The organism is Faecalibacterium sp. An192, assembly GCF_002160175.1.
Classification (GTDB): domain Bacteria; phylum Bacillota; class Clostridia; order Oscillospirales; family Ruminococcaceae; genus Faecalibacterium.
Genome location: NZ_NFKB01000001.1, coordinates 1 through 24,601 on the forward strand (window position 1 = coordinate 1; position 24,601 = coordinate 24,601).

The following is a 24,601-nucleotide window of genomic DNA, read 5'->3' on the forward strand; positions in this document are numbered from 1 at the left end:
CTTTCACTTGAATATGTGTGTATTTTTGTCTGGACATACGAACACCCCCTGTATAGGTTTATTTTCCTACACAGGGGGCGTTTTGTCTATTGTCCGTTTTTACTGGTTCAGTTCATAGAACAGAGGCTTTTTATTTTGAATGAAGCAGTTTCAAAAGAAACAGGGCTGGACCGGAAATCAGGGAGAAACCGGTCAGAAAGGCAAGACGTTTTTGCGTCGCAGCTCAGACAAGGCCGATAGCAACCATAAATAATGATACAGATACCTGGCAGCTCAGACGCGGCTCGCGCCACAACAGGCCGCAACTATGAACAATGATACCCGATGAAGTTTGCATCGCACCCGACCGCAGGTCGGACGCAGCGTGAGCGCGGCATAGTCTGCAACCCTCACAAACGTTATAAAGAGCGGCCAGAGTGTATGGTACCCAGTGAAACCTCTTGCGCTTGGCCGGTTTTTGCAGCGCGCCGCGGCGGGCGCTTGCAAAAATCGGAGCGCTGCGCCAGCTTTGGCCCGGCTGTTTCGTCCGCAGGACGCGCCGGGCCAAAGCTGCCTTTGCCTTCTTTTTCTTTCAAGAAAAAGAAGGTTAGCCGCCCAGGTATGCGGTCTGAACTTTTTCGTTGGTGAGGAGCTCGGCGCCGGTGCCCTCCATGACGATGCGGCCGGTCTCCAGAACGTAGGCGCGGTCCGCAATGGACAGGGCCATCTGAGCGTTCTGCTCCACCAGAAGGATGGTCATGCCCTCCTTGTGGACGTTCTGGATGATGTCGAAGATTTCCTGCACCATCAGGGGAGACAGACCCATGGAAGGCTCGTCCAGCATCAGCATGGATGCGTTGCTCATCAGGGCGCGGCCCATGGCCAGCATCTGCTGCTCACCGCCCGACAGAGTGCCGGCCATCTGGCGGCGGCGCTCCTTCAGACGGGGGAACAGGGTAAAGACCTTCTCCATGTTGGGCGCAATGGTGCTGCGGTCCTGGGTATAGCCGCCCATCTCCAGGTTTTCCTCCACCGACATGTGCAGGAACACCCGCCGTCCCTCGGGAACCTGAGCCAGGCCCGCCTGGACGATTTTGTGGGCGCGCATCCCCGAGATGTTCTGCCCCTTGTAGGTGATGGAACCGGTCTTGCTGTGCAGCAGGCCCGAGATGGTTTTCAGGTTGGTGGATTTGCCGGCGCCGTTGGCGCCGATCAGGGTCACGATCTCGCCCTCGTCCACGTGGAAGGAGATATCCTTGATGGCGTGGATGGCGCCGTAGTAGACGTTGATGCCCTCAACGTTCAGCATAGTCTGTGCCATGGATCAGCCCTCCTTCTTGCCAAGGTATGCTTCGATGACCTGGGGATTCTCGCGGATCTCGTCGGGGGTGCCCTTGGCGATGACACGGCCGAAGTTCAGCACGGCGATGCCCTCGCAGATGCCCATGACCAGGTTCATGTCGTGCTCGATCAGCAGAATGGCGATGTCAAACTCGTCCCGAATCCGGCGGATGACTTCCATCAGCTCGGCGGTCTCGGAGGGGTTCATGCCGGCGGCCGGCTCGTCCAGCAGCAGCAGTTTGGGCCGGGTGGCCAGGGCGCGGATGATCTCCAGACGCCGCTGGGCGCCGTAGGGCAGGCTGCCCGCCTGCTTGCCCGCCAGGTCGGCCATGTGGAAGATGTTCAGCAGCTCGATGGCCTCGTCGGTGGTCCGCTTTTCCTGCTTCCAGTAGCTGGGCAGGCGGAGCAGAGCCTCCGGCAGACGGTAGTTCATGGACTGATGCAGGCCCACCTTGACGTTGTCAATGACCGCCAGGTCCTTGAACAGGCGGATGTTCTGGAAGGTGCGGGCCACGCCCATCCGGTTGACCTGATAGGTCTTTTTGCCGGCGGTGGGCATGCCGTCCAGCAGGATGGAGCCGCGGCTGGGCTGATAGACGTTGGTCAGCAGGTTGAACACGGTGGTCTTGCCGGCGCCGTTGGGGCCGATCAGACCGGTGATCTCGTTGCGGCCGATCATCAGGTTGAAGTCGTCCACGGCGGTCAGGCCGCCGAAATCAATGCCCAGACCACGGACGTCCAGCACCGGGCGCTTGTCCTTGTCGCGTTCGGTCAGGAAGCCGCCCGACGGGATGCTGTGCAGGCTGGTCTTAAACTCACTCATGGTGTGCCTCCTTCGCGCTGCCGAAACTGAGGGCCTTGCTGATGAGGCGGCTCAGAGAGAAGTCGTAGCTGCCCAGCAGTCCGCCCGGACGGAAGATCATCATAAAGATCAGCACCACCGAGTACAGCACCATCCGGTAATCGGAGAAGCTGCGCAGAGCCTCGGGCAGGATGGTCAGGACGGTGGCCGACAGGATGGAGCCCAGCATGGAGCCCATGCCGCCCAGAACCACCATGACCAGAATCTCGATGGACTTCATGAAGTCGAAGCCGGAGGGGTCCAGAACGCCCAGATAGCCGGCGTACAGGCCGCCCGCCAGGCCGGCAAAGGCTGCCGAGAAGGAGAAGGCCATGACTTTATAGTAGGTGGTCTGGATGCCGCAGCTCTCGGCGGCGATTTCGTTGTCCCGGATGGCCAGGACGGCGCGGCCGTGGCGGCTCTTGAGCATGGTGTGGATGAAGAAGCAGGTCAGCACCACGCAGAGGAACACCGACAGCAGGTCGGAGTACTTGGGGATGTTCTTCAGGCCCTTGGCGCCGTAGAACAGAGAAAAGCCCAGCACGTTGTCGATGTTGTTGAGGGTGATGCGGATGATTTCGCCGAAGCCCAGGGTCAGGATGGCCAGATAGTCGCCGCTCAGGCGCAGGGCGGGAATGCCGATCAGGACGCCGAACAGGCAGGCCACGGCAGCGCCCAGGATCAGGCCGGCGGCAAAGGCCACGGGCTCAGGCAGGGTGCTGTATTTGGTGAACAGGGCGCTGGTGTAGGCGCCCACCGCCATAAAGCCGGCGTGGCCCAGAGGCAGCTGGCCCAGGTAGCCGGTGGCCACGTTCAGGGACACCGCCAGGATGATGTTGATGCCCACCAGCAGCAGGACCTTGTTCTGGTAGGTGCTCAGGACGTTCTGGCTCAGCAGCTGCAGACCCACAAAGAGCAGCACCACCAGGACCGTATTGATGAGGTAGCGCACCGGCATTTTCAGTGCGCGGTATTTCGATTTGCTCACAGTCCAACCCTCCTTAAACCTTTTCCTGTACCTTGCGGCCCAGGATGCCGGTGGGTTTGACCAGCAGCACGACAATCAGGATCGCAAAGGTGACAGCGTCGCGCCAGGCCGACAGGCCGATGGCCGAGACCATGCTCTCACACACGCCGATGGCCAGGCCGCCGATCATGGCGCCGGGGATGGAGCCGATGCCGCCCAGAACGGCGGCGACAAAGGCCTTCAGGCCCAGCATGGAGCCCATGGTGGGGGTAGCCTGGGGATAGCTGCAGCAGTACAGCACCGAGCCGATGCCCGCCAGGGCCGAACCCACCGCAAAGGTGAAGGAAATGGTGCTGTTGACGTTGACGCCCATCAGGCGGGCGGCGTCCATGTCCTCCGAGACGGCCCGCATGGCCTTGCCCAGCTTGGTCCGCTGGACCAGCAGGGTCAGCACGATCATGGACACCACCATGACACCCAGGGTCAGGATGGTGGTGAGGCTCAGGTTGACGCTGCCCAGACGGTACACCTGGTTGGTGAAGTAGGAGGGGATGACCTTGGCGCCCGAACCCAGCAGCAGCTCAGCGGTGTACTCCAGGAAGAAGGAGACGCCGATGGCGGTAATCAGCAGGGACAGGCGGGGCGCGGAGCGCAGGGGAGTGTAGGCGATTTTTTCAATCACCACGCCCAGCAGGGTACAGGTGATGATGGAGGCGCAGACCGCGGTCACAGGACCGAGACCCAGCTGGTTCATCACGAACCAGGACATGTAGGCGCCCACCATGATGATGTCGCCGTGGGCGAAGTTCAGCAGCAGGATGATGCCGTACACCATGCTGTAGCCCAGGGCGATCAGTGCGTAGATGCTGCCCAGCGAAAGGCCGTTGATCAGCTGGCTAAAAAACACTGTCATCGTTGCAGTTCCTTTCTTTTTGACATGATACGCTCGGAATCCGGCGGGTATGAAAAAGCGGAGACCATCCGAGCATTTCCTGTTCGAGCGGTCTCCGCACTATACGGTTTTTATTGCTCCGCAGTATTCCGCAATAAAAACAAGATAAGACGCACAGGCAAACGCTGCGCGCAGGCCCGGCGGACGGGCCCTTTTGACGCCGATTAGTACTGCTCGACGAAGACGGCCTCGCCGTTCTCGAAGGTCAGGATGGCGGCAGTCTTGACGGGGTTGTTGTACTCGTCAAAGGTGAAGGAGCCGGTGACGCCCTCGAAGGAACCGTTCTTGATGCCGTCGATGACAGCCTGCTTGTACTCGTCGGTACCGGGCTCCAGGCCGGCGTCCTCAGCAGCCTGCAGGCCGCCGCAGACGGTCAGAGCTGCGTCGTAGCCCAGGGGAGAGAAACCGTTGGGGTAGCTCTCGCCGTACTCGGCCTCGTAAGCGCTCTCGAAGTCGGGATTGGAACCGGTGGCGTAGTTGGCGCAGAAGTAGCAGCCGTCCAGCTGCTCTGCGGTGGCGTACTGGGTGACGCCGTCCCAGCCGTCGCCGCCCAGGAAGGGAACGGTCAGGCCCACGTCGGTGGCCTGGGACAGGATCTGGCCCACATCCTCATAGTAGTTGGGGCAGTAGACCACGTCGGGGTTGGCTGCCAGGATGGTGGTCAGCTGGGTGCGGAAGTCCACGTCGCCGGCCGAGTAGGTCTCGGAGGCCACGATCTCGCCGCCGTTGGCTGCGAACTCGGACTCAAAGTTGGTGGCCAGGCCCTCGTTGTAGTCGGCGCCCAGCTGATAGATGACGGCAGCACGGGCGTAGCCCAGCTTGTCGGTGGCGTAGTCGGCCATCTTGATGCCCTGGAACGGGTCGGTGAAGGTGGTGCGGAACACGTTGCTGTAGACGGTATCGGTCTCAGCGTCGTAGGTGACAGCCTCGGCGGTGGCGGAAGCGGTGACCATGGGCATGTTGTAGTCCTGGGTCTCAGCCACGACAGCCAGGGTGGGGGTGGTGGTGACGTCGCCGATCAGAGCGGTGATGCCCTGGTCCACCATCTGGGTGAAGCAGGTGACGGCCTGGGTGGCGTCGCCCTGCTCGTCCATCTCAACAACCTCGACCTGCTTGCCGTTGATGCCGCCGGCCTCGTTCAGCTGCTTGATGTACAGGTTGGCGCCGTTGGCAACGGCAATGCCGTAGACCGACACGTCGCCGGTCAGGGGGGCCAGCAGGCCCACCTTGATGGTATCGCCCGAAGCGGAGGCGGAGCCGGAAGCCGCGCCGGATGCAGCAGTGGAGCTGCTGGACGAGGAACCGCAGGCGCTCAGGGCGCTCACAGCGGCGGCAGCGCCCACGGCAGCCAGGAACTGACGGCGGGAAATGCTCGTTTTCATGATATTATCCCTCTTTCTTGCTTGCTTCATAACATTTCAGTTGAAAATGAACAAACAAGGGAGCCCCTTCTCCCATTGAAGCTCCCTTGCTTTGTTCTAGTATAATCAACTGAAGCGCCCGCCGCAAGTCACAAACCCGACATAGTTTCTTAATACATGAGACTTTTTTATTGTGAACTTTAACAAATTTCACCTGCAAATCCCATGGATGGAAGATCCTGCCAGGGCGGAGGGGATCAGATATTTTCGCTGGAAAGGACGGCTGCCTGTGCAGCGGCGTCGGGCTGGGTCTGCTTGGCCTTGTTCATAACCCGCAGGCAGAAGAACAGGGACAGGGCAGTGCCCACGGTCCAGCCGATGGGCCAGGACAGCCAGATGCCGTCCGAGCCCAGAGCGGTGGCGGACAGGCCGATGGCCAGGGCCACACGGAGGATCAGGTCGGCAAAGGTGGAGATCATGAACTGGACCATCAGGGCGCAGCCGCGGAGCACGCCGTCCGACACCAGCTTGACCGACACCAGGAAGTAGAAGGGGGCCACGATCCGCAAAAACAGGATGCCGGTGTCGATGGCGGTGCCGGTGGGCTCGTTCATGAACAGGAACAGCAGCTGGCGTCCGGCGAAGAAGTACAGGCCGGCCAGGGGCACGCAGAGGGCCCACACCAGCTTGATGCCGGCCAGATAGCCCTGGCGCATCCGGTCAGGTTTGCCGGCGCCCAGGTTCTGGGAGGTGTAGTTGGAGATGCCGTTGGCCAGGGTGGTGAAGGAGGTGATGACCAGGTTGTTCAGCTTGACCGAAGCGGAGTAGCCGGCGATGACGCTGGCGCCGAAGCTGTTGACCGTGCTCTGAATCACGATGTTGCCCACCGAGATGAAGCTCTGCTGCAGGATGCTGGGGATGGCGATGACTGAGATCTTGCCCAGCATGCTCCAGGAGAACAGGGCGGGCTTGGTTTCGGTGTGAATCCCCATCATCCGCTTGGCCACCACCCACATGGCCAGGATGCAGCTGACGCCCTGGCACAGGAAGGTGGCCCAGGCCACGCCGGCCACACCCATGTGGAAGGCGGTGACGAACAGGATGTCCATGAAGATGTTGCTGGTGGAGGAAGCCGCCAGCAACAGGAAGGGGGTCTTGCTGTCGCCCAGGGCCGAGAAGATGCCGGTGGCCACGTTGTAGAAGAACATGAAGGGCAGGCCCAGGACGTAGATGTCCAGATACAGGGCCGAGTCGGCCAGGATTTCCTCCGGGGTGTTGATGAGCTCCAGCAGAGCGTCGCAGCCGAACAGGCCCACCGCCATCAGGGCGGCCACCAGGACGGCGCAGCCGATCAGGGAAGTGGTGACGGCGGTTTTCATGTCCTCGTACTGCTTTGCGCCGAAGAACCGGGACACGATGACGGAACAGCCGATGTTGCAGCCAAAGGCGAAGGCGATGAAGATCAGGGTGATCTCATAGCTGTTGCCTACGGCCGCCAGGGCGTCCTCGCCGACGAATTTGCCTGCCACCAGGCTGTCGGCAATATTGTAAAGCTGCTGAAAGACGATGCTGCCAAACATGGGAAGGCAAAACTGCCACAACACAGTGGACGGCTTGCCCACCGTCAAATCCTTATTCACAGATATTCCTCCTTACAGATGCTGCACAGACAGAGCTATTGTAATTTCTGCCGAAAGATAGTATACTTTTTTGGAGAGCATATGTAAAATATATGTTTTATATAAAAACCATATCCACATGATATGAAAGGATACGCGCTCATGTCGGTACCGTATGACTACTATCGGATTTTCTACTACGTAGCCAAATACAGCAGCTTCACCCAGGCCGCCGCGGCGCTGCATGGCAGCCAGCCCAACATCACCCGCACCATCAACCTGCTGGAACAGGAGCTGGGGTGCCGCCTGTTTGAGCGGAGCCACCGGGGGGTGACCCTGACCCCCGAGGGGGAGAGGCTGTACGCCCACGTCCAGGTGATGCAGGAACAGCTGCAGGCCGCCGAATATGAGCTGGCCAGCCGGCGGAGCCTGCACAGCGGCCAGATTGCCATTGGAGCCAGCGAGACAGCCCTTCACGGGCTGCTGCTGCCGGTGCTGCGGGATTTCAAGCGGCGGTATCCGGGGGTCAGGCTTCAGATCACCAACCATTCCACCCCACAGGCCATCGCGGCGCTGCGGTCGGGCCTGGTGGAGCTGGCGGTGGTGGGCACCCCCTGCGGGGAGCTCACCGCCCCCCTCACCGAACAGCGGCTGCGGCCGTTCCACGACTTATTGGTGGCGGGGCCGGAATACGGCTATCTGGCGGGCCGGCGCCTCACCTATGAGGATATCGCCGGGCTGCCCCTGATTTCCCTGGGGCATGACAGCTCCACCTATGCCTTTTATGCCCAGCTGTTCGCAGAACACGGGGCCATGCTGGAGCCGGACGTCCAGACCGCCACCACCGACCAGATTCTGCCTCTGGTCTGCTATGGGCTGGGGGTGGCCTTCGTCCCCGAGGACTTTGCCCGGGAGGCCCTGGCCAAAAAGGATGTGGTCCAGCTGGAGCTCCAGACCCCGCCCCCGGTCCGGTACATCAGCCTGGTGAAGGACAAGAGCCGCCCCCTGAGCGTGGCGGCCATGGAACTGGAGCGGATGCTCCGGGCTGCCTCGGCCCAGTGAAGGGTTACCGCCACAGCTTCTGCCAGCGGGCGCCCTGGGCTTCCAGCCAGCGGTCCAGCTTGGGATGCTGCACCCAGGCTTTGCCCTCGGGGTTCTCGATAAGCTGACGGGCCAGAGCGGCGGGATTGGCGTCGGCCAGATCCACCGCCCGGGGCCCTAACGTCAGGGTCAGGGCCATGGCACAGTCGGGCCAGGCCGGGGTTTCTTCCTCCGAGGGCCAGAGGAAGGGCGGCAGCAGCCGCAGGGCGCAGCTGGTCCGGGTGCCCTCCTGGGTGAGCACCAGAGCCGAGGGCGACCCGGCGGCGGTGCACCGCAATTCGCTGTAGAGTACCCGCAGCCGCCCCGGCGGCACAATCTGGGTAAAACCCTCCCGTAGAACAGGAGACAGGCTGCACCAGTCCCGGGCCTCGTGGGCCTCGATGGGCCAGGCCGGCGGGTCAAACCGGGCGTACAGGCCCGGCAGAGCAAAGCTCTCGGCCTGCTCCAGCCCCTCCAGCACAAGGGTATAGAATTCTGTCATGGGATGCCCCGGGTCGGGCTGCCCCAGCCCGAAGTCGGGCCGGGTTACTTTTCCGCCGCCCATCGAACCACGCTCCTTTTTTCACAATTTTGCATTTGACCTTTTCCTTCGCATTTTTTATACTGGAAAAAGAAAGGAAGGACTGTTCATGACGCTGAAAGATAAAAAACAAACCGCTTCGCACCTGACCGTCACGGCCCTGATGGCCGCCGTGATGTGCATTCTGGGCCCCCTGTCGGTGCCCATCGGGGCCATCCCCATCTCTCTGACCAACCTGGTGGTCTGTCTGGCCGCCTGGATGCTGGGCCCCCGGCTGGGCGCCGCCAGCGTGGCGGTCTACCTGATGCTGGGCGCGGTGGGCCTGCCGGTCTTTTCGGGCTACGGCGGGGGGCTGGCCAAGCTGCTGGGCCCCACCGGCGGCTATCTGGTCGGCTTTGTGGCCCAGGCCGCCATCGGCGGCTGGGTGGTGGAACGCAGCCATGGCCGCCCCGTCTGGTCCAGCCTGGGGATGATCGCCGGCATCGCCGTCAGCTATGCCTTCGGCACCGCCTGGTTCATCGTTCAGATGGGCTGCACCCTGCCCTATGCTCTGGGAGTCTGCGTGCTGCCCTTCATTCCCTTTGACCTGGTCAAGGTGGTTTTGTCCTCGGCCGTGGGCAGCCCCATCCGGGCACGGCTCCTGCAGGCCGGACTCATTGGCCGCTGAAAGCTGAAACTTGCGCGCTTTTTTGAGCCAAAAAGTGAATCTCTTTCATTATTATAATACAACAAGAAGGCCGCAGCCCAAAACGCTGCGGCCTTTGCTGTTTTGTTTAAGCTTCCTGGTAGCCCAGGGTGGCGGCCATGACCGCCTTGATGGTGTGCATCCGGTTTTCAGCCTCGTCGAACACAATGCTCTGGGGGCTCTGGAACACCTCGTCGGTGACTTCCATGGCATCCCGGCCGAACCGCTCGCCCATCTCCTTGCCCACGGTGGTCTTGTGGTCGTGGAAGGCGGGCAGGCAGTGCATGAACACCGCCTGGGGGCCTGCGGCAGCCATCAGCTGGGCATTGATCTGGTAGGGGGCCAGGTCGGCGATCCGCTCGGCCCAGACTTCCACCGGCTCACCCATGGACACCCACACGTCGGTGTACAGGACGTCGGCGCCCTGTGCGGCCTTCATGGGGTCCTCCTCAAAGCGGATGGTGGCGCCGGTCTCGGCGGCCACCGCCTGGCACTGAGCCACCAGGTCGGGGTCGGGCCAGTACTTCTTGGGGGCGCAGGCGGTGAAGTGGAGGCCCATCTTGGCGCAGCCCACCATCAGGCTGTTGCCCATGTTGTAGCGGACATCCCCGAAGTAGACAAAGTTGATCCCTTCCAGCTTGCCGAAGTGCTCCCGGATGGTCAAAAAGTCGGCCAGAATCTGGGTGGGGTGGAACTCATTGGTCAGGCCGTTCCACACCGGAACCCCGGCGTAATGGGCCAGCTCCTCCACGATCTCCTGGCCATAGCCCCGGTACTCGATGCCGTCAAACATCCGGCCCAGCACCTGGGCGGTGTCGGCGATGGACTCCTTTTTCCCGATCTGGCTGCCCTGGGGGTCCAGGTAGGTCACCTGCATGCCCAGATCGTGGGCCGCCACCTCAAAGCTGCACCGGGTGCGGGTGGAGGTCTTTTCAAAAATCAGGGCGATGTTCTTCCCGCGCAGGGTGTCGTGGGGGATGCCGGCCTTCTTTTTGGCCTTCAGGTCGGCCGCCAGGTCAATCAGACCGCCGATCTCGGCGGGGGTATAGTCCAGCAGTTTCAAAAAGCTGCGTCCTTTCAAATTCACAGGAAAGTCCCCTTTCTGCATATATGCTGCATTTAATGAAAATTATTGGATAAATATGCATTTCATTATACGACGCAGACCGGGCCTGTGTCAAGCGGGGTTTCTCAAAGTGTGAAGGTGACCTCCCGGCCGGTGGCACGGTAGGGGGTTACACGGACCCCGGCCTTCTGGAGCATGAACCGGGCCGCGATGCTGGAATCGCTGTCGTGGTACTTGTCGCCGTAATACACCAGTTCCTTGATGCCCGACTGAATGATGGCCTTGGTGCACTCATTGCAGGGGAACAGGGTGACGTAAATCCGGGCGCCCTTGAGGTTGTTGTGGGCGCTGTTGAGGATGGCGTTGAGCTCGGCATGGCAGACGTACATGTATTTGGTCTCCAGGGGATCGCCTTCCCGGTCCCAGGGCATGGCGTCGTCGTCGCAGCCAGTGGGCATGCCGTTGTAGCCCAGAGAGAGGATTTTGTTCTCGGGGCTGACGATGCAGGCCCCCACCTGGCTGTTGGGGTCCTTGGAGCGCATGGCGCTGAGCATGGCGATGCCCATAAAATATTCGTCCCAGTTGATGTAGTCGCTGCGTTTCATAGCAATGGTACGGGCGGGGCGCAGGGGAGTCGGGCGCCCTGCCGTAAACTCCTTTCCGGTCAAAGTTTTCGTCGTTCCGCACAATTTCGGCGGCAAAATTTTTTCGCAAAAGCCCCGCCTGTCTCAACAGGCAGCCCTGAAACCGGCCCGGCGGGGCGGTTCAGGGCCTGAAAGGCCCTGGAATTGGTAAAGACATTATACCGTAACAGCGTTTAAAAAACAATCGGCAATCGGCTCGCTGACAAAATGCACAAAACCAACCCGGGAACTTTGGAGGCCAAATGTGGGACAAATGATTTAAATTCCGGGAGAGTTGTGGTATTATCTTTGTAAAATATGCCACAAAAGCGGAGAGAAGTCCCGCCAGGCGGAAATGAGGGAAGACCGTTATGAAATACGCAAGCAACAATATCCGCAATATCTTGATTGCAGGCCATGCCGGCAGCGGCAAGACGACGCTGACTGAGGCACTGGTCTATTTTTCGGGCGCTTCCGAGCGGATGGGCCGCGTGGAAGACGGCACCACCATCTCCGACTTTGACCCCGAGGAGTCAAAGCGCAGAGCCAGCCTGTCGGCATCGGTGGTTCCGGTGGAGTTCGGAGGCATCAAGTACAACCTGATCGACGCGCCGGGCCTGTTTGACTTCGAGGCCGGCGAGTACGAGGGCATCCGGGCCGCCGAGAGCGTCCTGGTCTGCGTGTCGGGCCGCAGCGGCGTCACCGTGGGCGCCGAGAAGGCATTCCAGCTGGCCCGCAAGAACAACAAGGCCACCATGGTCTTTGTCTCCAAGTCGGATCTGGAGCACTCCAACTACTTCCAGATTCTGGAGGACCTGAAGATTAAGTTCGGCTCCAGCATCTGCCCCTGCGTGGTGCCCGCCCGTCTGGATGACGGCACCAGCGTGTACATCAACCTGTTCAGCCAGAAGGCGTTCAAGTATGAGAGCGGCAAGCAGATCCAGGTGGATCTGCCCGACATCGGCCACCGGTTCCAGGGCCTGATCGAGGCCATGAGCGAGGCCATCGCCGAAACCGACGACGAGCTGATGGAGAAGTTCTTCGGCGGCGAGCCCTTCACCACCGAGGAAATCGTGGAAGGCATGCGCAAGGGCGTCAAGGACGGCCTGATTACCCCTGTGTTCTGTGGCAGCGCCGTCAATATGCAGGCGCTGGATATGCTGCTGTTCAACATGGAGAAGCTGCTGCCCAGCCCGGCCCACGCCGAGGGCATCCCCGCCGAGAACGCCGACGGCGAGATGGTGGAGCTCCACTGCAAGGCCGACGAGCCCACCGCGGCCTATGTCTTTAAGACGGTGGCCGACCCGTTCGTGGGCAAGATGAGCTATCTGCGTGTGGTCAGCGGCCGCGTGACCGCCGGCATGAGCCTGGTGAACGCCCGCACCGGCGACACCGAAAAACTGGGCAAGCCCATGTTCATCTGCGGCAAAAAGCAGATTGATACCGACGAAATCTGCGCCGGCGACATCGGCGCGGTGGCCAAGATGGTGAGCGCCCGCACCGGCGACACCCTCTGCGATCCTTCCCGCGTGGTCAGCCTGGACGCACCGGTCTTCCCGCAGCCCAGCTTCTTCATGGCCGTCACCGTGGCCAAGAAGGGCGACGAGGGCAAGATCAGCAGTGCTCTGGCCCGTCTGATGGAAGAAGATCCCACCCTGAGCTATGAGAACAACGCCGAGACCCATCAGCAGATCATCGGCGGCCTGGGCGAGCAGCATCTGGATGTGGTCAAGGCCAAGATGAAGAACAAGTTCGGCGTCGAGATCGGCCTGGAGGCTCCCCGGATCGCTTACCGTGAGTCCATCCGCAAGCTGGTCCAGAAGCAGGGCCGTCACAAGAAGCAGACCGGCGGCCACGGCCAGTTCGGCGACGTTATCATCAAGTTCGAGCCCTGCGACGGCGAGGCCATCCTCTTTGAGGAGAATGTCTTCGGCGGCAGCGTGCCCAAGAACTTCTTCCCGGCAGTTGAGAAGGGCGTCCGCCTGGCCGCCGAAAAGGGCATTCTGGCCGGCTACCCGGTGGTGGGCCTGAAGGCCACCCTGCTGGACGGCAGCTATCATCCGGTGGACAGCTCGGAAATGGCCTTCATCATGGCCGCCAAGCTGGCTTACAAGGCCGCTATGCCTGAGGCAGGCCCCGTCATCCTGGAGCCCATCTATACCGTCCGCACCCACGTCCCCAACGACAACACCGGCGACGTGATGGGCGATGTGACCAAGCGCCGCGGCCGCGTGCTGGGCATGGAGCCGGATGAGGACGGCCTCCAGACCATCATCGCCGAGATCCCCCTGTCCGAAATCACCACCCTGACCACCTTCATCCGTCAGACCACCCAGGGCCGCGGCTGGTTTACCCGCGAGTTCGCCCGCTATGAGATCCTGCCCGAGAACCTGGTGTCCTCGGTGGTGGAGCAGGCCCGCAAACTGGGCAACCTGGACGAGAGCAGCGACGACTGATCCTTGTTCTGAACCCATATTGTGACATCCACCAGACCCTGTCGGCAATTCCCTCTGCCGGCGGGGTCTTTTTTGTACCGTATCTGCGATGTGTTTTGGTTGACATCCCGCAGGGTTGCTATTATAATGGAGAGGTTAGAGTGCCGGCCGGCCCGCCCGGGCGCCGATGCACCCCGAAAAACAGCCCTCAGCTCGCGGCGCCCAGAGCCCCGCGGGCATATTTCGAGCATAAGGAGAGATTCAGATCCATGGCACAGGAAATCGTAATGTCTGCTGCCGGCCTCAAGGCCGTACAGGAAGAACTGGAATACCTCAAGACGGTACGCCGCAAGGAGCTGGCCGAGGAAATCAAGGAAGCCCGCAGCCACGGCGACCTGTCCGAGAACAGTGAGTACGACGAGGCCAAAAACACCCAGGGCCTGGTGGAGAACCGCATCACCGAGCTGGAGCAGATGATTAAGAACGCCCGCGTCATCGACGAGAGCGAGCTGAGCGTGGATTCTGTCTCGGTGGGCACCCACGTCACCATCCAGATGGAGGACGAGGAGCCGGAAGAGTACGACATCGTCGGCCGCACCGAGGCAGACCCCCTCAACGGCAAGATCAGCGACGAGAGCCCGGTGGGCCATGCCCTGCTGGGCAAGGCTGTGGGCGAAGAAGCCGAGGTTCTGCTGCCCGCGGGCCATACTGTAGTGTGCAAGGTGCTGGCCATCACCCACAGCAAGGGTTAAGCCGGTACAGGAGGTAGGAATGGAAGAAATCAAGAACGGCACCGGGGCTGCTGCGGACAGCGAGCAGGTGCTTGTCCGCCGTCAGAAGCTGGCCGACCTGCGGGCCGCCGGCAGCGACCCCTTTGAAATCACCAAGTTTCCCCAGGACGCCTACTCGGCCGATCTGAAGGCCGAGTTTGCGGACCTGCCCAATGAGACCGACGCCGGCCGCACCGTGGCCCTGGCCGGCCGCATGATGTCCAAGCGCGTCATGGGCAAGGCCAGCTTTGCCCACCTGCGGGACGACAAGGGCGACATCCAGCTCTACGTCCGCCGGGACGAGCTGGGGGAGGAGGCTTACGCCGCCTTCAAGAAGCTGGACGTGGGCGACATCATCGGCGTCAAGGGCGAGGTGTTCCGCACCAAGACCGGCGAGCTGAGCGTCCGGGCCCTGGAGCTGACCCTGCTGGCCAAGAGCCTGCGGCCCCTGCCCGAGAAGTTCCACGGCCTGACCGACACCGAGATGCGGTACCGTCAGCGCTATGTGGACCTGATCGCCAACCCCGAGGTGAAGGATACCTTTGTCAAGCGCAGCCAGATCCTGCGGGAAATCCGGGCTTACCTGGATGAGCGGGGCTTCCTGGAAGTGGACACCCCCATCCTGACCCCCTTTGAGATCGGCGCATCGGCCCGTCCCTTCATCACCCATCACAACACCCTGAACATGGACATGGTGCTGCGCATCGAGACCGAGCTGTACCTCAAGCGGCTGGTGGTGGGCGGCATCGACCGTGTGTACGAAGTGGGCCGCATCTTCCGCAACGAGGGCATGGACCCCAAGCACAACCCCGAGTTCACCAGCGTGGAGCTGTACCAGGCGTTCACCGACTACCACGGCATGATGGACCTGGTGGAGGAGCTGTACAAGCGCCTGGCCCAGAAGATCTGCGGCAGCCTGGTGATTCCCTATCAGGGCAACCAGATCGACATGAGCCACTGGGAGCGCCTGACCATGGTGGAGGCCGTCAAGAAGTATTCCGGCGTGGATTACTACGACTGGAAGTCGGACGCCGACGCCATCGTGGCCGCCCGCGCCCACAATGTGGACCTGCCCGAGGTGCCCACCCGCGGCTCCATCCTGGCCGCCTTCTTTGACGCCTTCGTGGAGGATAAGCTGATCCAGCCCACCTTCATCTACGATTACCCGGTGGAGATCAGCCCCCTGGCCAAGCGCAAGCCCAGCGAGCCCGCCTTCACCGAGCGGTTTGAGTACTTCATCAACTGCACCGAGTTCGGCAACGCCTTCAGCGAGCTGAACGATCCCATCGACCAGAAGGAGCGCTTTGAGCGCCAGGTGGCCGAGCGCAAGTCGCTGGAGCCGGGCTGCAAGGCACAGGTGGACTACGACTACGTCAACGCTCTGGAGTACGGCCTGCCCCCCACGGGCGGCCTGGGCTTCGGCTTCGACCGTCTGGTCATGCTGCTGACCGATTCGGCCTCCATCCGCGACGTGCTGCTGTTCCCCACCATGAAGCCGCTGGACGCTCCCAAGAAGGAGGAGGCCCCCGCTGCGGAGGCCGCTCCGGCTGAGACTGCTTCGGCAGCCGCTCCCGCGGCCCCCGTCCAGGCAGAGCCCATCGACTTCTCCAAGGTGGAGATCGAGCCTCTGTTCCAGGATCTGGTGGACTTCGAGACCTTCTCCAAGAGCGATTTCCGCGCCGTCAAGATCAAGGAGTGCTCGGCTGTGCCCAAGAGCAAGAAGCTGCTCCAGTTCGTTCTGGACGACGGCAGCGGGGTGGACCGCGTGATCCTCAGCGGCATCCACGCCTACTATGAGCCCGAGGAGCTGGTGGGCAAGACCTGCATCGCCATCACCAACCTGCCCGCCCGCAAGATGATGGGCATTGACTCCTGCGGCATGCTGATCAGCGCCGTCCATCACGAGGAAGGCCAGGAGCGCCTGCATCTGCTGATGGTGGATGACCACATCCCCGCCGGCGCAAAGCTGTATTAAGTATTCCGGGAAATTTCCCGCCTTTGGTCCAGGCCGGACGTTCTGCACGTCCGGCCTGGGCTTTTTTGCGCCTTTTTCACAGACAGTCTGTACGTGAAATAAATACATCTGTCTTTTTGGATACAAGAAAAAGATTTTGATGTGTACGCCAGTGAAACACAAAAATAAGGCAAAAATCAGAAGTGCTACTTTATTTTCTTCGTTTTTCTCAGAAATGGGAGGGCTGAAACTTTGTTTTGTGTGGAAATTGGCTATTGCAATTTTCTCCCGGATGCTTATAATAGTGATATCGCAGCAAATACAAATGTATTTATAGAGCGTACACTCCGGCCCTGTGCCGGAATCAGAGGGAGGAATACGATATGAAAATGAAACGGTTTGTAGCCCTGGCCGCTGCAGCTGCTATGAGCGTCTCCGCACTGGCTGGCTGCTCGTCCTCGTCCACGGCGGCCAGCGGCTCGGCCGCCGCAGGCAGCTCCGCCTCGGGGGACAAGGTGGTCAAGATCGGCGTCTTTGAGCCCTCCACCGGCGACTCGGCCTCGGGCGGCAAAAAGGAAACCCTGGGCATGCAGTACGCCAACGCCGAGACCCCCACCGTGGAGATCGGCGGCGAGACCTATACGGTGGAGCTGGTCTATGCGGACAATGGCTCCTCCACCGACAAGGCTCCTTCGGCTGCCGCCGAGCTGGTGAGCCAGGGCGTCTCCCTGGTGCTGGGCTCCTACGGCTCGGGCGTGTCCATTGCGGGCGGCCCGGTCTTTGACGATGCGGGCCTGGCTGCGGTGGGCGTCACCTGCACCAACCCCAACGTCACCGCCGGCAACGACTACTACTACCGCATCTGCTTCCTGGACCCCTTCCAGGGCACCGTCCTGGCCAACTTCGCCAAGGATAAGTTCGACGCCAAAGTGGCCTACTGCCTGGGCGAGACCGGCAACGAGTACGACCAGGGCCTGATCGCTTACTTCACCCAGGCCTTTGAGGCGGCCGGCGGCACCGTTGTCACCGCTTCCTTCCCCACCAACAACTCCGACTTCAGCACCTACCTGAACCAGGCCAAGAATGAGGGCGCCGACGTCATCTTTACCCCGGTGTCCATCGCCTACGCCACCCAGATCATCCAGCAGGCTGCTGCCCTGGGCATTGACGCAGCTTTCCTGGGCTCCGATACCCTGGACGACAACATGGTTCTGGCTGCCGCTGAGGGCACCGATGTCCAGCTGTACGTCTCCACCTTCTACCAGGAGGGCGGTTCTCCCGAGTTCGATGAGGGCGTCAAGGCCTACATCAACGAGAACGCCGAGGCCATGACCAACAACGGCGGCAACGACACCATCGCTGCGGTCACCGCCATGGGCTATGACGCCTACTATGTGGCTCTGGAGGCCCTGAAGGCCGCCGGCTCCACCGATCCCGCTGCCGTCAAGGCTGCCCTGGCCGGCGTCACCTACGACGGTGTGTCGGGCCACATCGCCTTTGATGAGGAGGGCGACGCCATCCGCGACACCGCCTACATCAAGCACTCCACCAACACCGGCGCATGGGAGCTGGAGACCCAGCAGACCGTCGCCCAGTAAATCGTAAATGACCGAAGGTTTGGCGGGAGCCGCTGGCTCCCGCCAAACCATTTGTTGAAACCTGCCCTGAGCGGAGGGAACCTGTATGGAATATTTCGTTTCGGTCCTGCTGTCCGGCATTGCAGTAGGCGGCCAGTATGCCCTGATTGCCATTGGCTACACCATGGTCTACGGCATCCTGCGCCTGATCAACTTTGCCCACGGCGACGTGTTTATGGTGGCCGGCCTGGTGGGCGTGTACGTCTCCACCTGGATGCCCCTGTATCTCGCCCTGCCCCTGGTGCTGGTGCTGACGGTGGCCCTGGGCTTCATCATCGAGCGGGTGGCCTATAAGCCCCTGCGCTCCGCCCCCCGTATGTCGGTGATGATCTCGGCCATCGGCGTCAGCTACCTGCTCCAGAATACCGCTACCTACGTCACCGGCGGCCAGCCCATGAGCTATCCCACCATCCCGTTTTTGTCCGACACCGTCACCATTGCGGGCACCCCCACCCGCTGGGCGGTCATTCTGACCCCCTTCCTGGTGCTGGCCCTGGTGGTGCTGCTGACCCAACTCATCGACCGCACCAAGGTGGGCATGGCCATGCGGGCGGTGGCCAAGGACTTTGAGACCAGCCAGCTGATGGGCATTAAAATCAACTCGGTGATCTCGGCCACCTTCATCATTGGTTCGGCCCTGGCCGCCATCGGCTCCATGCTCTACTTCACCAACTATCCCTCCATCACCCCCACCGCCGGCGCCATGCCGGGCCTGAAAGCCTTTGTGGCGGCGGTGTTCGGCGGCATTGGTTCCATCCCCGGCGCGGTCATCGGCGCTTTCATCATCGGCATCTGTGAGAACCTGGTCAAGAGCACCCAGTTCACCGTCTTTTCGGATGCCATTACCTTCGCCCTGCTCATCGTGATCCTCGTCTTTAAGCCCACCGGCCTGTTCGGTGAGAAGGCGACCGACAAAGTGTAAGGAGGCCCCGCATGAACAAGAAAAAATCGGTCAGCTGGGGCGCACTGGGCGGGATCGTCGTCTTTCTGGCTCTGGTGATCCTGCTGGAAAACATCACCGCCCTGATTCCCGCCGCACCCCGCGTCCTGCTTCCCACCAGCCAGCTGTTCACCGTCCTGAAAAAAGGCGCGGTCTACTCCCTGGTGGTGGTGTCCATGAACCTGCTGAACGGCTTCACCGGCCTGTTCTCCCTGGGCCAGGCAGGCTTTATGCTGCTGGGCGCCTATACCTACGCCATCCTCACCGTTCCTGTGGCCCAGAAAGATACCGTCTACTACCTGTTCGGCGGCTCGGCGGTGCCCTTCTCCCTCCAGGATACCTTCGGCCTGGTGTTCGGCACCACCGGCGTGGGCGGGGCGGTCAGCATGGTGCTGGGCGTCCTGGTGGCCCTGATTCTGGGCGGCCTGGTGGCCGCCGGCTTCGCCTACCTGATCGGCCTGCCGGTGCTGCGGCTCAAGAGCGACTATCTGGCCATCGCCACCCTGGGCTTTGCGGAAATTCTCCGCGCTGTGTTCCAGTGGCAGCCTCTGGGCCCCATCACCAACGGCGCCAACATGCTCAAGAGTTTCCCCACCTTCTCCGACTTCAACATCGAGAACGCCTCGGGCCAGACCGTCCTGCGCCTGTCGGCCTTTGTGCCCATGCTGATTGCGGTGATCTGCATCGCCATCATCGTCCTGCTGATCAACTCCTCCTATGGCCGGGCCTTTAAGGCCATCCGGGAGGACGAGGTGGCCGCTGAGGCCATGGGCATCAACCTGGCCAAGCACAAGATGCTCTCCTTCTGCATTTCCTCCTTCTTTGCCGGGGTGGGCGGCGGCCTGTTCGCCATGTACGCCGCCAACGCCCAGGCCAAGGTCTTTACCTCCACCATGACCTATGAGCTGCTGCTGATCGTGGTCATCGGCGGCATCGGCTCGGTATCCGGCTCCATCATCGCCACCTTCCTCTATGTGGCCTGCTCGGAGTGGTGGCTCCGGTTCCTGGATTCGGAACTGGTCTTTGCTTCGCCCACCGACCCCGGCCGTCTGGCCTTCATCGTGGTGTTTGCCGCCGCGGTGATTGCAGCCGCCTTCCTGGCCATCCGGGCCATCCGCAAAAAGGAGGGCCATACCCTGACCCAGGAGCTGCCGGTGTGGATTGCAGCCATTCTGCTGCTGGGCTGGCTGGTGTACTTCGTCATCTCCCACAGCCTCAAGCTGCCGCTGCTGCGCAACGGTTTCCGTATGGTGGTGTTCTCGGTCATCATCATGATTGTGGTGCTGTTCTTCCGCCGCGGCATTATGGGCGACCGGGAACTGCCCGACGTCCTGCGTGGCCGCAAGCTTTCGGCCCGCAAATCCACCCCCAAACACGCTGAAAAGGAGGCGCTGAAATGAGCGAACGTCAAAACGTCCTCCACGTGGAACATGTGACCATGCAGTTCGGCGGCGTGGTGGCCATGAACGACCTGTCCATGGATGTGAACGAGGGGGAGATCGTGGCCCTCATCGGCCCCAACGGCGCTGGCAAAACCACCGCCTTCAACTGCATTACCGGCGTGTATGAGCCTACCAACGGCAAAATCGACTTCTGCGGCCAGCCTCTGGTGGAAAACTATCCCCAGGGCAAGATGGACAAAGCCTATCTGGGGGAAAACAAGGGGATGTACACCCACAAGCTGAACCCTACCCCCGACCGCATCACCCACCGGGGCATTGCCCGTACCTTCCAGAATATCCGGCTGTTCGGGGCGCTGACCGTCTTTGAAAACGTCCTGATCGCCAAACATATGCGGGCCAAGCAGAATTTCCTGTCCGCTACCTTCCGGCTCAACGCCAAGGAGGAGGCCCGGATGCGGGCCGAGGCCATGGCCCTGCTGGAAGAACAGGGCCTGGCCCAGCACAAGGACGAGGTGGCATCCTCGCTGCCCTACGGCCTGCAGCGCCGGCTGGAAATCGCCCGCGCCCTGGCCACCGAGCCCAAACTCCTGCTGCTGGATGAGCCGGCCGCCGGCATGAACCCGCAGGAAACCCAGGAACTGACCGACTTTATCCGGGAGATCCGCGACAAATACCACCTGACCGTCCTGATGATCGAACATCACATGGACCTGGTGATGCAGATCTCCGACCGTATTTATGTGCTGGATTTCGGCAAGCTGATCGCCGAGGGAACCCCCGAGGAAATCAGCGGGAACCAGCGCGTCATTGACGCTTATCTGGGGGTGGCCGACGATGCTGAGAATTGATGACCTGTGTGTGAGCTACGGCGGCATCGAGGCCGTCAAGGGGATTTCCTTCAAGGTGGAGGAGGGCCAGATCGTGACCCTGATCGGCGCCAACGGCGCCGGCAAATCCACCACCCTGCGGGCCCTGGCCGGCCTGGTGAAGGTGAAAAGCGGCCGGGTCCACTTCCAGGGGGAGGACCTGACCGGCCTTCCGCCCGACCGCATCGTCTCCAAGGGCCTGACCCTGGTGCCCGAGGGACGCCATGTGTTCCCTGACCTGACGGTGCTGGAAAACCTGAAAATCGGCGCCTACCTGCGCCGGGACAGCCTGGAGAGCGACCTGGCCTGGATTTATGAGCTGTTTCCCCGGCTGAAAGAGCGGTCCTGGCAGGCCGCCGGCACCCTGTCGGGCGGTGAACAGCAGATGCTGGCGGTGGGCCGCGCCCTGATGGCCCGCCCCAAGCTGATTATGATGGATGAGCCCTCTCTGGGCCTGGCCCCCATCGTGGTGAAAGGGATCTTCGACATCATCAAGGAGATCAACCGCAAGGGCGTCACGGTGCTGCTGATCGAGCAGAACGCCAACATGGCCCTGCAGATCGCCGACGTGGGCTACGTCATGGAAACCGGCCGGATTACCCTATGCGGCACCGGCAAGGAACTGCTGGCCAACGAGGCCGTCCGGAAAGCGTACCTGGGGAACCACGCATAATACACAGACAAAAAGCCAATGCCCGCTGCGAAGTTTTCGCGGCGGGCATTTTCTCTGTCCGATAGGGGAGTTGAAAAAACATCTTCCCCTGCCGGGGCCGGGGGCGTTATACTGGAACGGAACGCTGGTGAAAGGAAGGAAAAGAAAGGTGAGAGTATACGGCTACATGAGGGTGAGCAGCCGGGATCAAAACGAAGAACGGCAGCGGATTACGCTGCGCCAGGCCGGTGTGGAACCGGCAAATCTATATTGTGACAAACAGTCGGGCAAGGATTTCAACCGCCCCCAGTACCGCAAACTGCTGCGCCGCCTGCGGAAAGATGACCTGCTGTGCATCACCAGCATCGACCGCCTGGGCCGGAATTATCAGGAGATTCTGGCCCAGTGGCGCTATCTGACCAAAGGCAAGGGCTGTGATATTGTGGTGCTGGATATGCCGCTGCTGGATACCCGGCGGGGCCGGGACCTGATGGGGGCGTTTCTGGCGGATATTGTGCTGCAGGTGCTGTCCTTTGTGGCGGAAAACGAACGGGCCAACATCCGGCAGCGGCAGGCCGAGGGCATCGCGGCGGCCAAGGCCCGGGGCGTCCGGTTCGGACGGCCGCGCCGCGAGCTGCCCGAAAACTTTTGGATTGCATACCATGCCTGGCGCGGGGGAGAGATCACACTCCGACAGGCAGCGCTCAGCTGCGATATAGCCCAGAGTACCTTTCACGACATCGCAAAGCGGGTGGAGGCGGGGAAGCCGCCCTGTCTGCCCGACCCGGAGGAAGAATAAACCGTCTCTGCCCGGAAAGGTGCACTTTTTCGGGCAAGGACGTTCCCGCCCTGCCTGAACCCCATGTACATCAATCATTTTCCAGGCCAAATAAAAAATCCCCGCCCCCAAAAGGGACGAGGACGGAGTTCTTGTGTGCTTTTCTTCTCCGATAAAGTTGCCTTTCGGAGACCCGCAAACTGTATGATACCCAGTAAAAAGCTTTTTTCTCGCTTTTTTGATAAAGTTTGCATCGTACCGCGCCGCAGGCGCAAACGCTGGGAGCGAGCCGGAGCGTAAAGGCGCCGCGGAACTGCCGGAGATCCGGAAAGTTGATGGTACCCAGTAAAAGTCTTTTGCTTACTTTTCCGATAAGTTTGCATCGTACCCGACCGCAGGTCGGACGAAACGTGAGCGCGGCATGGTCTGCAACCCTCACAAACGTTATAAAGAGCGGCCAGAGTGTATGGTACCCAGTGAAAAGCTTTTTGCCTACTTTTTCTCGAAAAAGTAGGGTCAGCGGGAGAGGAAGCGGGTGAGGAACTCGGTGGTTTTGGGGTTCTGGGGATGCTCAAAGATGTCCTGGGGCGTGCCTTCCTCGGCAATAACGCCGTCGGCCATGTAGACCACGTGGCTGGAAACGTCCCGGGCAAAGGCCATCTCGTGGGTGACCACAATCATGGTCAGGCCGTCGGCGGCCAGCTTCCGCATGACCGACAGAACCTCACCCACCATCTGGGGATCCAGGGCGCTGGTGGGCTCATCAAACAGCAGGACTTCCGGCTGCATGGACAGGGCCCGGGCAATGGCAACGCGCTGCTTCTGTCCGCCCGACAGCTGCCGGGGCCGGGCGTTGATGTAGGGCGCCATGCCTACCTTTTCCAGGTTGGACAGGGCGGTGCGGCGTGCGGTCTCCTTGTCCTGGTGCAGGACGTACCGCAGGCCGGCGGTGCAGTTGTCCAGAACCGTCATGTTGTTGAACAGGTTGAAGCTCTGGAACACCATCCCCACACGGGCGCGGTATCCGCAGGGATCAAACCGCTTGTCGGTGATGTCCTGGCCGTGGAACAGGATGGAACCACTGGTGGGCGTCTCCAGCAGGTTGATGCAGCGCAGCAGGGTGGACTTGCCGCTGCCCGATGCACCGATGACGCAGGTGACGTCGCCGGGCTTGACGGTGAAATCCACGTCCCGCAGCACCACGTGGGTGCCAAAGCTCTTGGACAGGTGGCGGACCTCAATGATGGGCTCAGACATGGCTTGCACCCTCCTTCATATCAAGATTCTGGGACGCATGGTTGGGCTCGGGGGCGTTGTACATCCCGCTGGTGTAGGCCAGGGTGTCGGTGGTGTTCAGGTCGTAGTTCTGGGGCCCGTCCAGCTTCTTCTCCCACAGCCGCAGCAGATAGCTGGACACCAGGGTCATGGTCAGGTAAATCAGCATCACGATGGTGGCGCTCTCAAAATAGGTGTACAGGGCGCCCACCACACTCTTGTGGACAAAGAACAGGTCGGTGATGGAGATGACCGACAGCACCGAGGTGTCCTTGATGTTGATGATGAAGTTGTTGCCGATCTGGGGCACAATGTTCCGCAGGGCCTGGGGCATGATGACGTGAAGCATGGTCTGCCAGTGGGTCATGCCGATGGCCATGGCGCCCTCGGTTTGGCCGGGGTCAATGGACACGATGCCGCCGCGGACCGTCTCGGCCATGTAGGCGCCGGTGTTGATGGAGACAATCAGGAAGCCGGCCGTCCACATCTCCATGTGGACGTTGAAAATCTGCATCATGCCGTAGTAGATGAAGACCGCCTGGATCATCATGGGGGTGCCGCGGAACAGTTCCACATAGCACCGCAGCACAATCCGCAGCAGCCGCAGGGGAATCCGCTTGTACAGCGGGTCCCGGTTGGGATCGATGGGGATGGTCTGGAGGGTGCCTACGGCAAAGCCGATGAGGCAGCCGATCAGGGTGCCCACCAGGGCCAGCAGCAGGGTGGTGCCTGCGCCCCGCAGGTAGGACATGCCATACTGCTGCAGGATGGAGGCACACTCGTTGATAAATGTGTACATGGGGAAACTCCTTTGCACGTCCGGCCAAAAGCCAGAG

At 61.3% G+C, this 24,601-nt stretch carries 22 protein-coding genes; 11 read left to right on the forward strand and 11 right to left on the reverse strand.

Going from position 1 to position 24,601, the window contains the following annotated elements; translation table 11 throughout:
- Nucleotides 1-586 precede the first annotated feature (586 nt).
- From B5F27_RS00005 to B5F27_RS00030, 6 genes are all read right to left on the reverse strand, one after another.
- The gene (locus B5F27_RS00005) at nucleotides 587-1,300 is read right to left on the reverse strand and encodes an ABC transporter ATP-binding protein (protein WP_087247637.1); all 714 of its coding nucleotides are present in this window, start codon (nucleotides 1,298-1,300) and stop codon (nucleotides 587-589) included.
- 3 nt (nucleotides 1,301-1,303) lie between these two features.
- Nucleotides 1,304-2,143 carry an ABC transporter ATP-binding protein gene (locus B5F27_RS00010; RefSeq protein WP_087247639.1) on the reverse strand — a complete coding sequence of 280 codons (840 nt, stop codon included), beginning with the start codon at nucleotides 2,141-2,143 and terminating at the stop codon, nucleotides 1,304-1,306.
- The gene (locus tag B5F27_RS00015) at nucleotides 2,136-3,149 is read right to left on the reverse strand and encodes a branched-chain amino acid ABC transporter permease (protein ID WP_343214616.1); all 1,014 of its coding nucleotides are present in this window, start codon (nucleotides 3,147-3,149) and stop codon (nucleotides 2,136-2,138) included. The genes B5F27_RS00010 and B5F27_RS00015 overlap by 8 nt, the downstream gene beginning before the upstream one ends.
- Nucleotides 3,150-3,162: 13 nt before the next feature.
- The gene (locus B5F27_RS00020) at nucleotides 3,163-4,041 is read right to left on the reverse strand and encodes a branched-chain amino acid ABC transporter permease (RefSeq protein WP_087247641.1); all 879 of its coding nucleotides are present in this window, start codon (nucleotides 4,039-4,041) and stop codon (nucleotides 3,163-3,165) included.
- Between the two features lie 203 nt (nucleotides 4,042-4,244).
- Entirely contained in the window at nucleotides 4,245-5,462 is a 1,218-nt protein-coding gene (locus B5F27_RS00025) for an ABC transporter substrate-binding protein (protein ID WP_087247643.1), read from the reverse strand.
- Nucleotides 5,463-5,698: 236 nt separating this feature from the next.
- Nucleotides 5,699-7,081, reverse strand: coding sequence for an MATE family efflux transporter (locus B5F27_RS00030; protein ID WP_087363691.1), 1,383 nt, complete (start codon nucleotides 7,079-7,081; stop codon nucleotides 5,699-5,701).
- A 141-nt stretch (nucleotides 7,082-7,222) separates the two neighbouring features.
- Here B5F27_RS00030 and B5F27_RS00035 point away from each other — a divergent pair, with 141 nt between their 5' ends.
- The gene (locus B5F27_RS00035; RefSeq protein WP_087247647.1) at nucleotides 7,223-8,122 is read left to right on the forward strand and encodes a LysR family transcriptional regulator; all 900 of its coding nucleotides are present in this window, start codon (nucleotides 7,223-7,225) and stop codon (nucleotides 8,120-8,122) included.
- Between the two features lie 4 nt (nucleotides 8,123-8,126).
- On the opposite strand, the gene B5F27_RS00040 is transcribed toward B5F27_RS00035, so the two are convergent.
- On the reverse strand, nucleotides 8,127-8,705 hold the full coding sequence (locus B5F27_RS00040) for a hypothetical protein (protein WP_087363694.1): 579 nt from the start codon (nucleotides 8,703-8,705) through the stop codon (nucleotides 8,127-8,129).
- Between the two features lie 85 nt (nucleotides 8,706-8,790).
- Here B5F27_RS00040 and B5F27_RS00045 point away from each other — a divergent pair, with 85 nt between their 5' ends.
- Nucleotides 8,791-9,348: a biotin transporter BioY gene (locus B5F27_RS00045; RefSeq protein WP_087363696.1), complete on the forward strand. Its 558-nt coding sequence runs from the start codon at nucleotides 8,791-8,793 to the stop codon at nucleotides 9,346-9,348.
- 106 nt (nucleotides 9,349-9,454) lie between these two features.
- Here the strand turns inward: B5F27_RS00045 and argF are convergent, their stop codons facing one another.
- On the reverse strand, nucleotides 9,455-10,453 hold the full coding sequence (gene argF, locus B5F27_RS00050; protein WP_087363699.1) for an ornithine carbamoyltransferase: 999 nt from the start codon (nucleotides 10,451-10,453) through the stop codon (nucleotides 9,455-9,457).
- 104 nt (nucleotides 10,454-10,557) lie between these two features.
- On the reverse strand, nucleotides 10,558-11,037 hold the full coding sequence (locus B5F27_RS00055; protein WP_087363702.1) for a dCMP deaminase family protein: 480 nt from the start codon (nucleotides 11,035-11,037) through the stop codon (nucleotides 10,558-10,560).
- 389 nt (nucleotides 11,038-11,426) lie between these two features.
- Here B5F27_RS00055 and B5F27_RS00060 point away from each other — a divergent pair, with 389 nt between their 5' ends.
- The 9 genes from B5F27_RS00060 to B5F27_RS00100 all read left to right on the forward strand — a co-directional run bounded on the left by B5F27_RS00060 (nucleotide 11,427) and on the right by B5F27_RS00100 (nucleotide 22,511).
- Nucleotides 11,427-13,511, forward strand: coding sequence for an elongation factor G (locus B5F27_RS00060; protein WP_087363705.1), 2,085 nt, complete (start codon nucleotides 11,427-11,429; stop codon nucleotides 13,509-13,511).
- Between the two features lie 248 nt (nucleotides 13,512-13,759).
- Complete coding sequence (greA, locus tag B5F27_RS00065) at nucleotides 13,760-14,242, forward strand: transcription elongation factor GreA (RefSeq protein ID WP_087247659.1); 483 nt, start codon at nucleotides 13,760-13,762, stop codon at nucleotides 14,240-14,242.
- A 19-nt stretch (nucleotides 14,243-14,261) separates the two neighbouring features.
- Nucleotides 14,262-16,235 (forward strand): lysine--tRNA ligase, encoded by a 1,974-nt coding sequence (gene lysS / locus B5F27_RS00070; RefSeq protein ID WP_087247661.1) that lies wholly within the window; start codon nucleotides 14,262-14,264, stop codon nucleotides 16,233-16,235.
- Nucleotides 16,236-16,597: 362 nt separating this feature from the next.
- A complete protein-coding gene (locus B5F27_RS00075; protein WP_242956750.1) occupies nucleotides 16,598-17,812 on the forward strand; it encodes an ABC transporter substrate-binding protein in 1,215 nt (404 codons plus the stop codon).
- Nucleotides 17,813-17,897: 85 nt separating this feature from the next.
- Nucleotides 17,898-18,773 (forward strand): branched-chain amino acid ABC transporter permease, encoded by an 876-nt coding sequence (locus B5F27_RS00080; RefSeq protein WP_087247663.1) that lies wholly within the window; start codon nucleotides 17,898-17,900, stop codon nucleotides 18,771-18,773.
- Nucleotides 18,774-18,784: 11 nt separating this feature from the next.
- Nucleotides 18,785-20,191: a branched-chain amino acid ABC transporter permease gene (locus B5F27_RS00085; RefSeq protein ID WP_087363708.1), complete on the forward strand. Its 1,407-nt coding sequence runs from the start codon at nucleotides 18,785-18,787 to the stop codon at nucleotides 20,189-20,191.
- Nucleotides 20,188-21,042, forward strand: a complete 855-nt coding sequence (locus tag B5F27_RS00090) for an ABC transporter ATP-binding protein (protein ID WP_087247667.1) — start codon at nucleotides 20,188-20,190, stop codon at nucleotides 21,040-21,042. Before B5F27_RS00085 ends, B5F27_RS00090 begins: the two co-directional genes overlap by 4 nt.
- Nucleotides 21,029-21,733: an ABC transporter ATP-binding protein gene (locus B5F27_RS00095; protein WP_087247669.1), complete on the forward strand. Its 705-nt coding sequence runs from the start codon at nucleotides 21,029-21,031 to the stop codon at nucleotides 21,731-21,733. The genes B5F27_RS00090 and B5F27_RS00095 overlap by 14 nt, the downstream gene beginning before the upstream one ends.
- Nucleotides 21,734-21,899: 166 nt before the next feature.
- Nucleotides 21,900-22,511, forward strand: coding sequence for a recombinase family protein (locus tag B5F27_RS00100; RefSeq protein ID WP_087363713.1), 612 nt, complete (start codon nucleotides 21,900-21,902; stop codon nucleotides 22,509-22,511).
- A 495-nt stretch (nucleotides 22,512-23,006) separates the two neighbouring features.
- On the opposite strand, the gene B5F27_RS00105 is transcribed toward B5F27_RS00100, so the two are convergent.
- Both B5F27_RS00105 and B5F27_RS00110 read right to left on the reverse strand, forming a co-directional pair.
- Complete coding sequence (locus tag B5F27_RS00105) at nucleotides 23,007-23,747, reverse strand: amino acid ABC transporter ATP-binding protein (protein WP_087363716.1); 741 nt, start codon at nucleotides 23,745-23,747, stop codon at nucleotides 23,007-23,009.
- Nucleotides 23,740-24,564, reverse strand: a complete 825-nt coding sequence (locus tag B5F27_RS00110; protein WP_087246276.1) for an amino acid ABC transporter permease — start codon at nucleotides 24,562-24,564, stop codon at nucleotides 23,740-23,742. The genes B5F27_RS00105 and B5F27_RS00110 overlap by 8 nt, the downstream gene beginning before the upstream one ends.
- Between the last annotated feature and the right edge of the window lie 37 nt (nucleotides 24,565-24,601).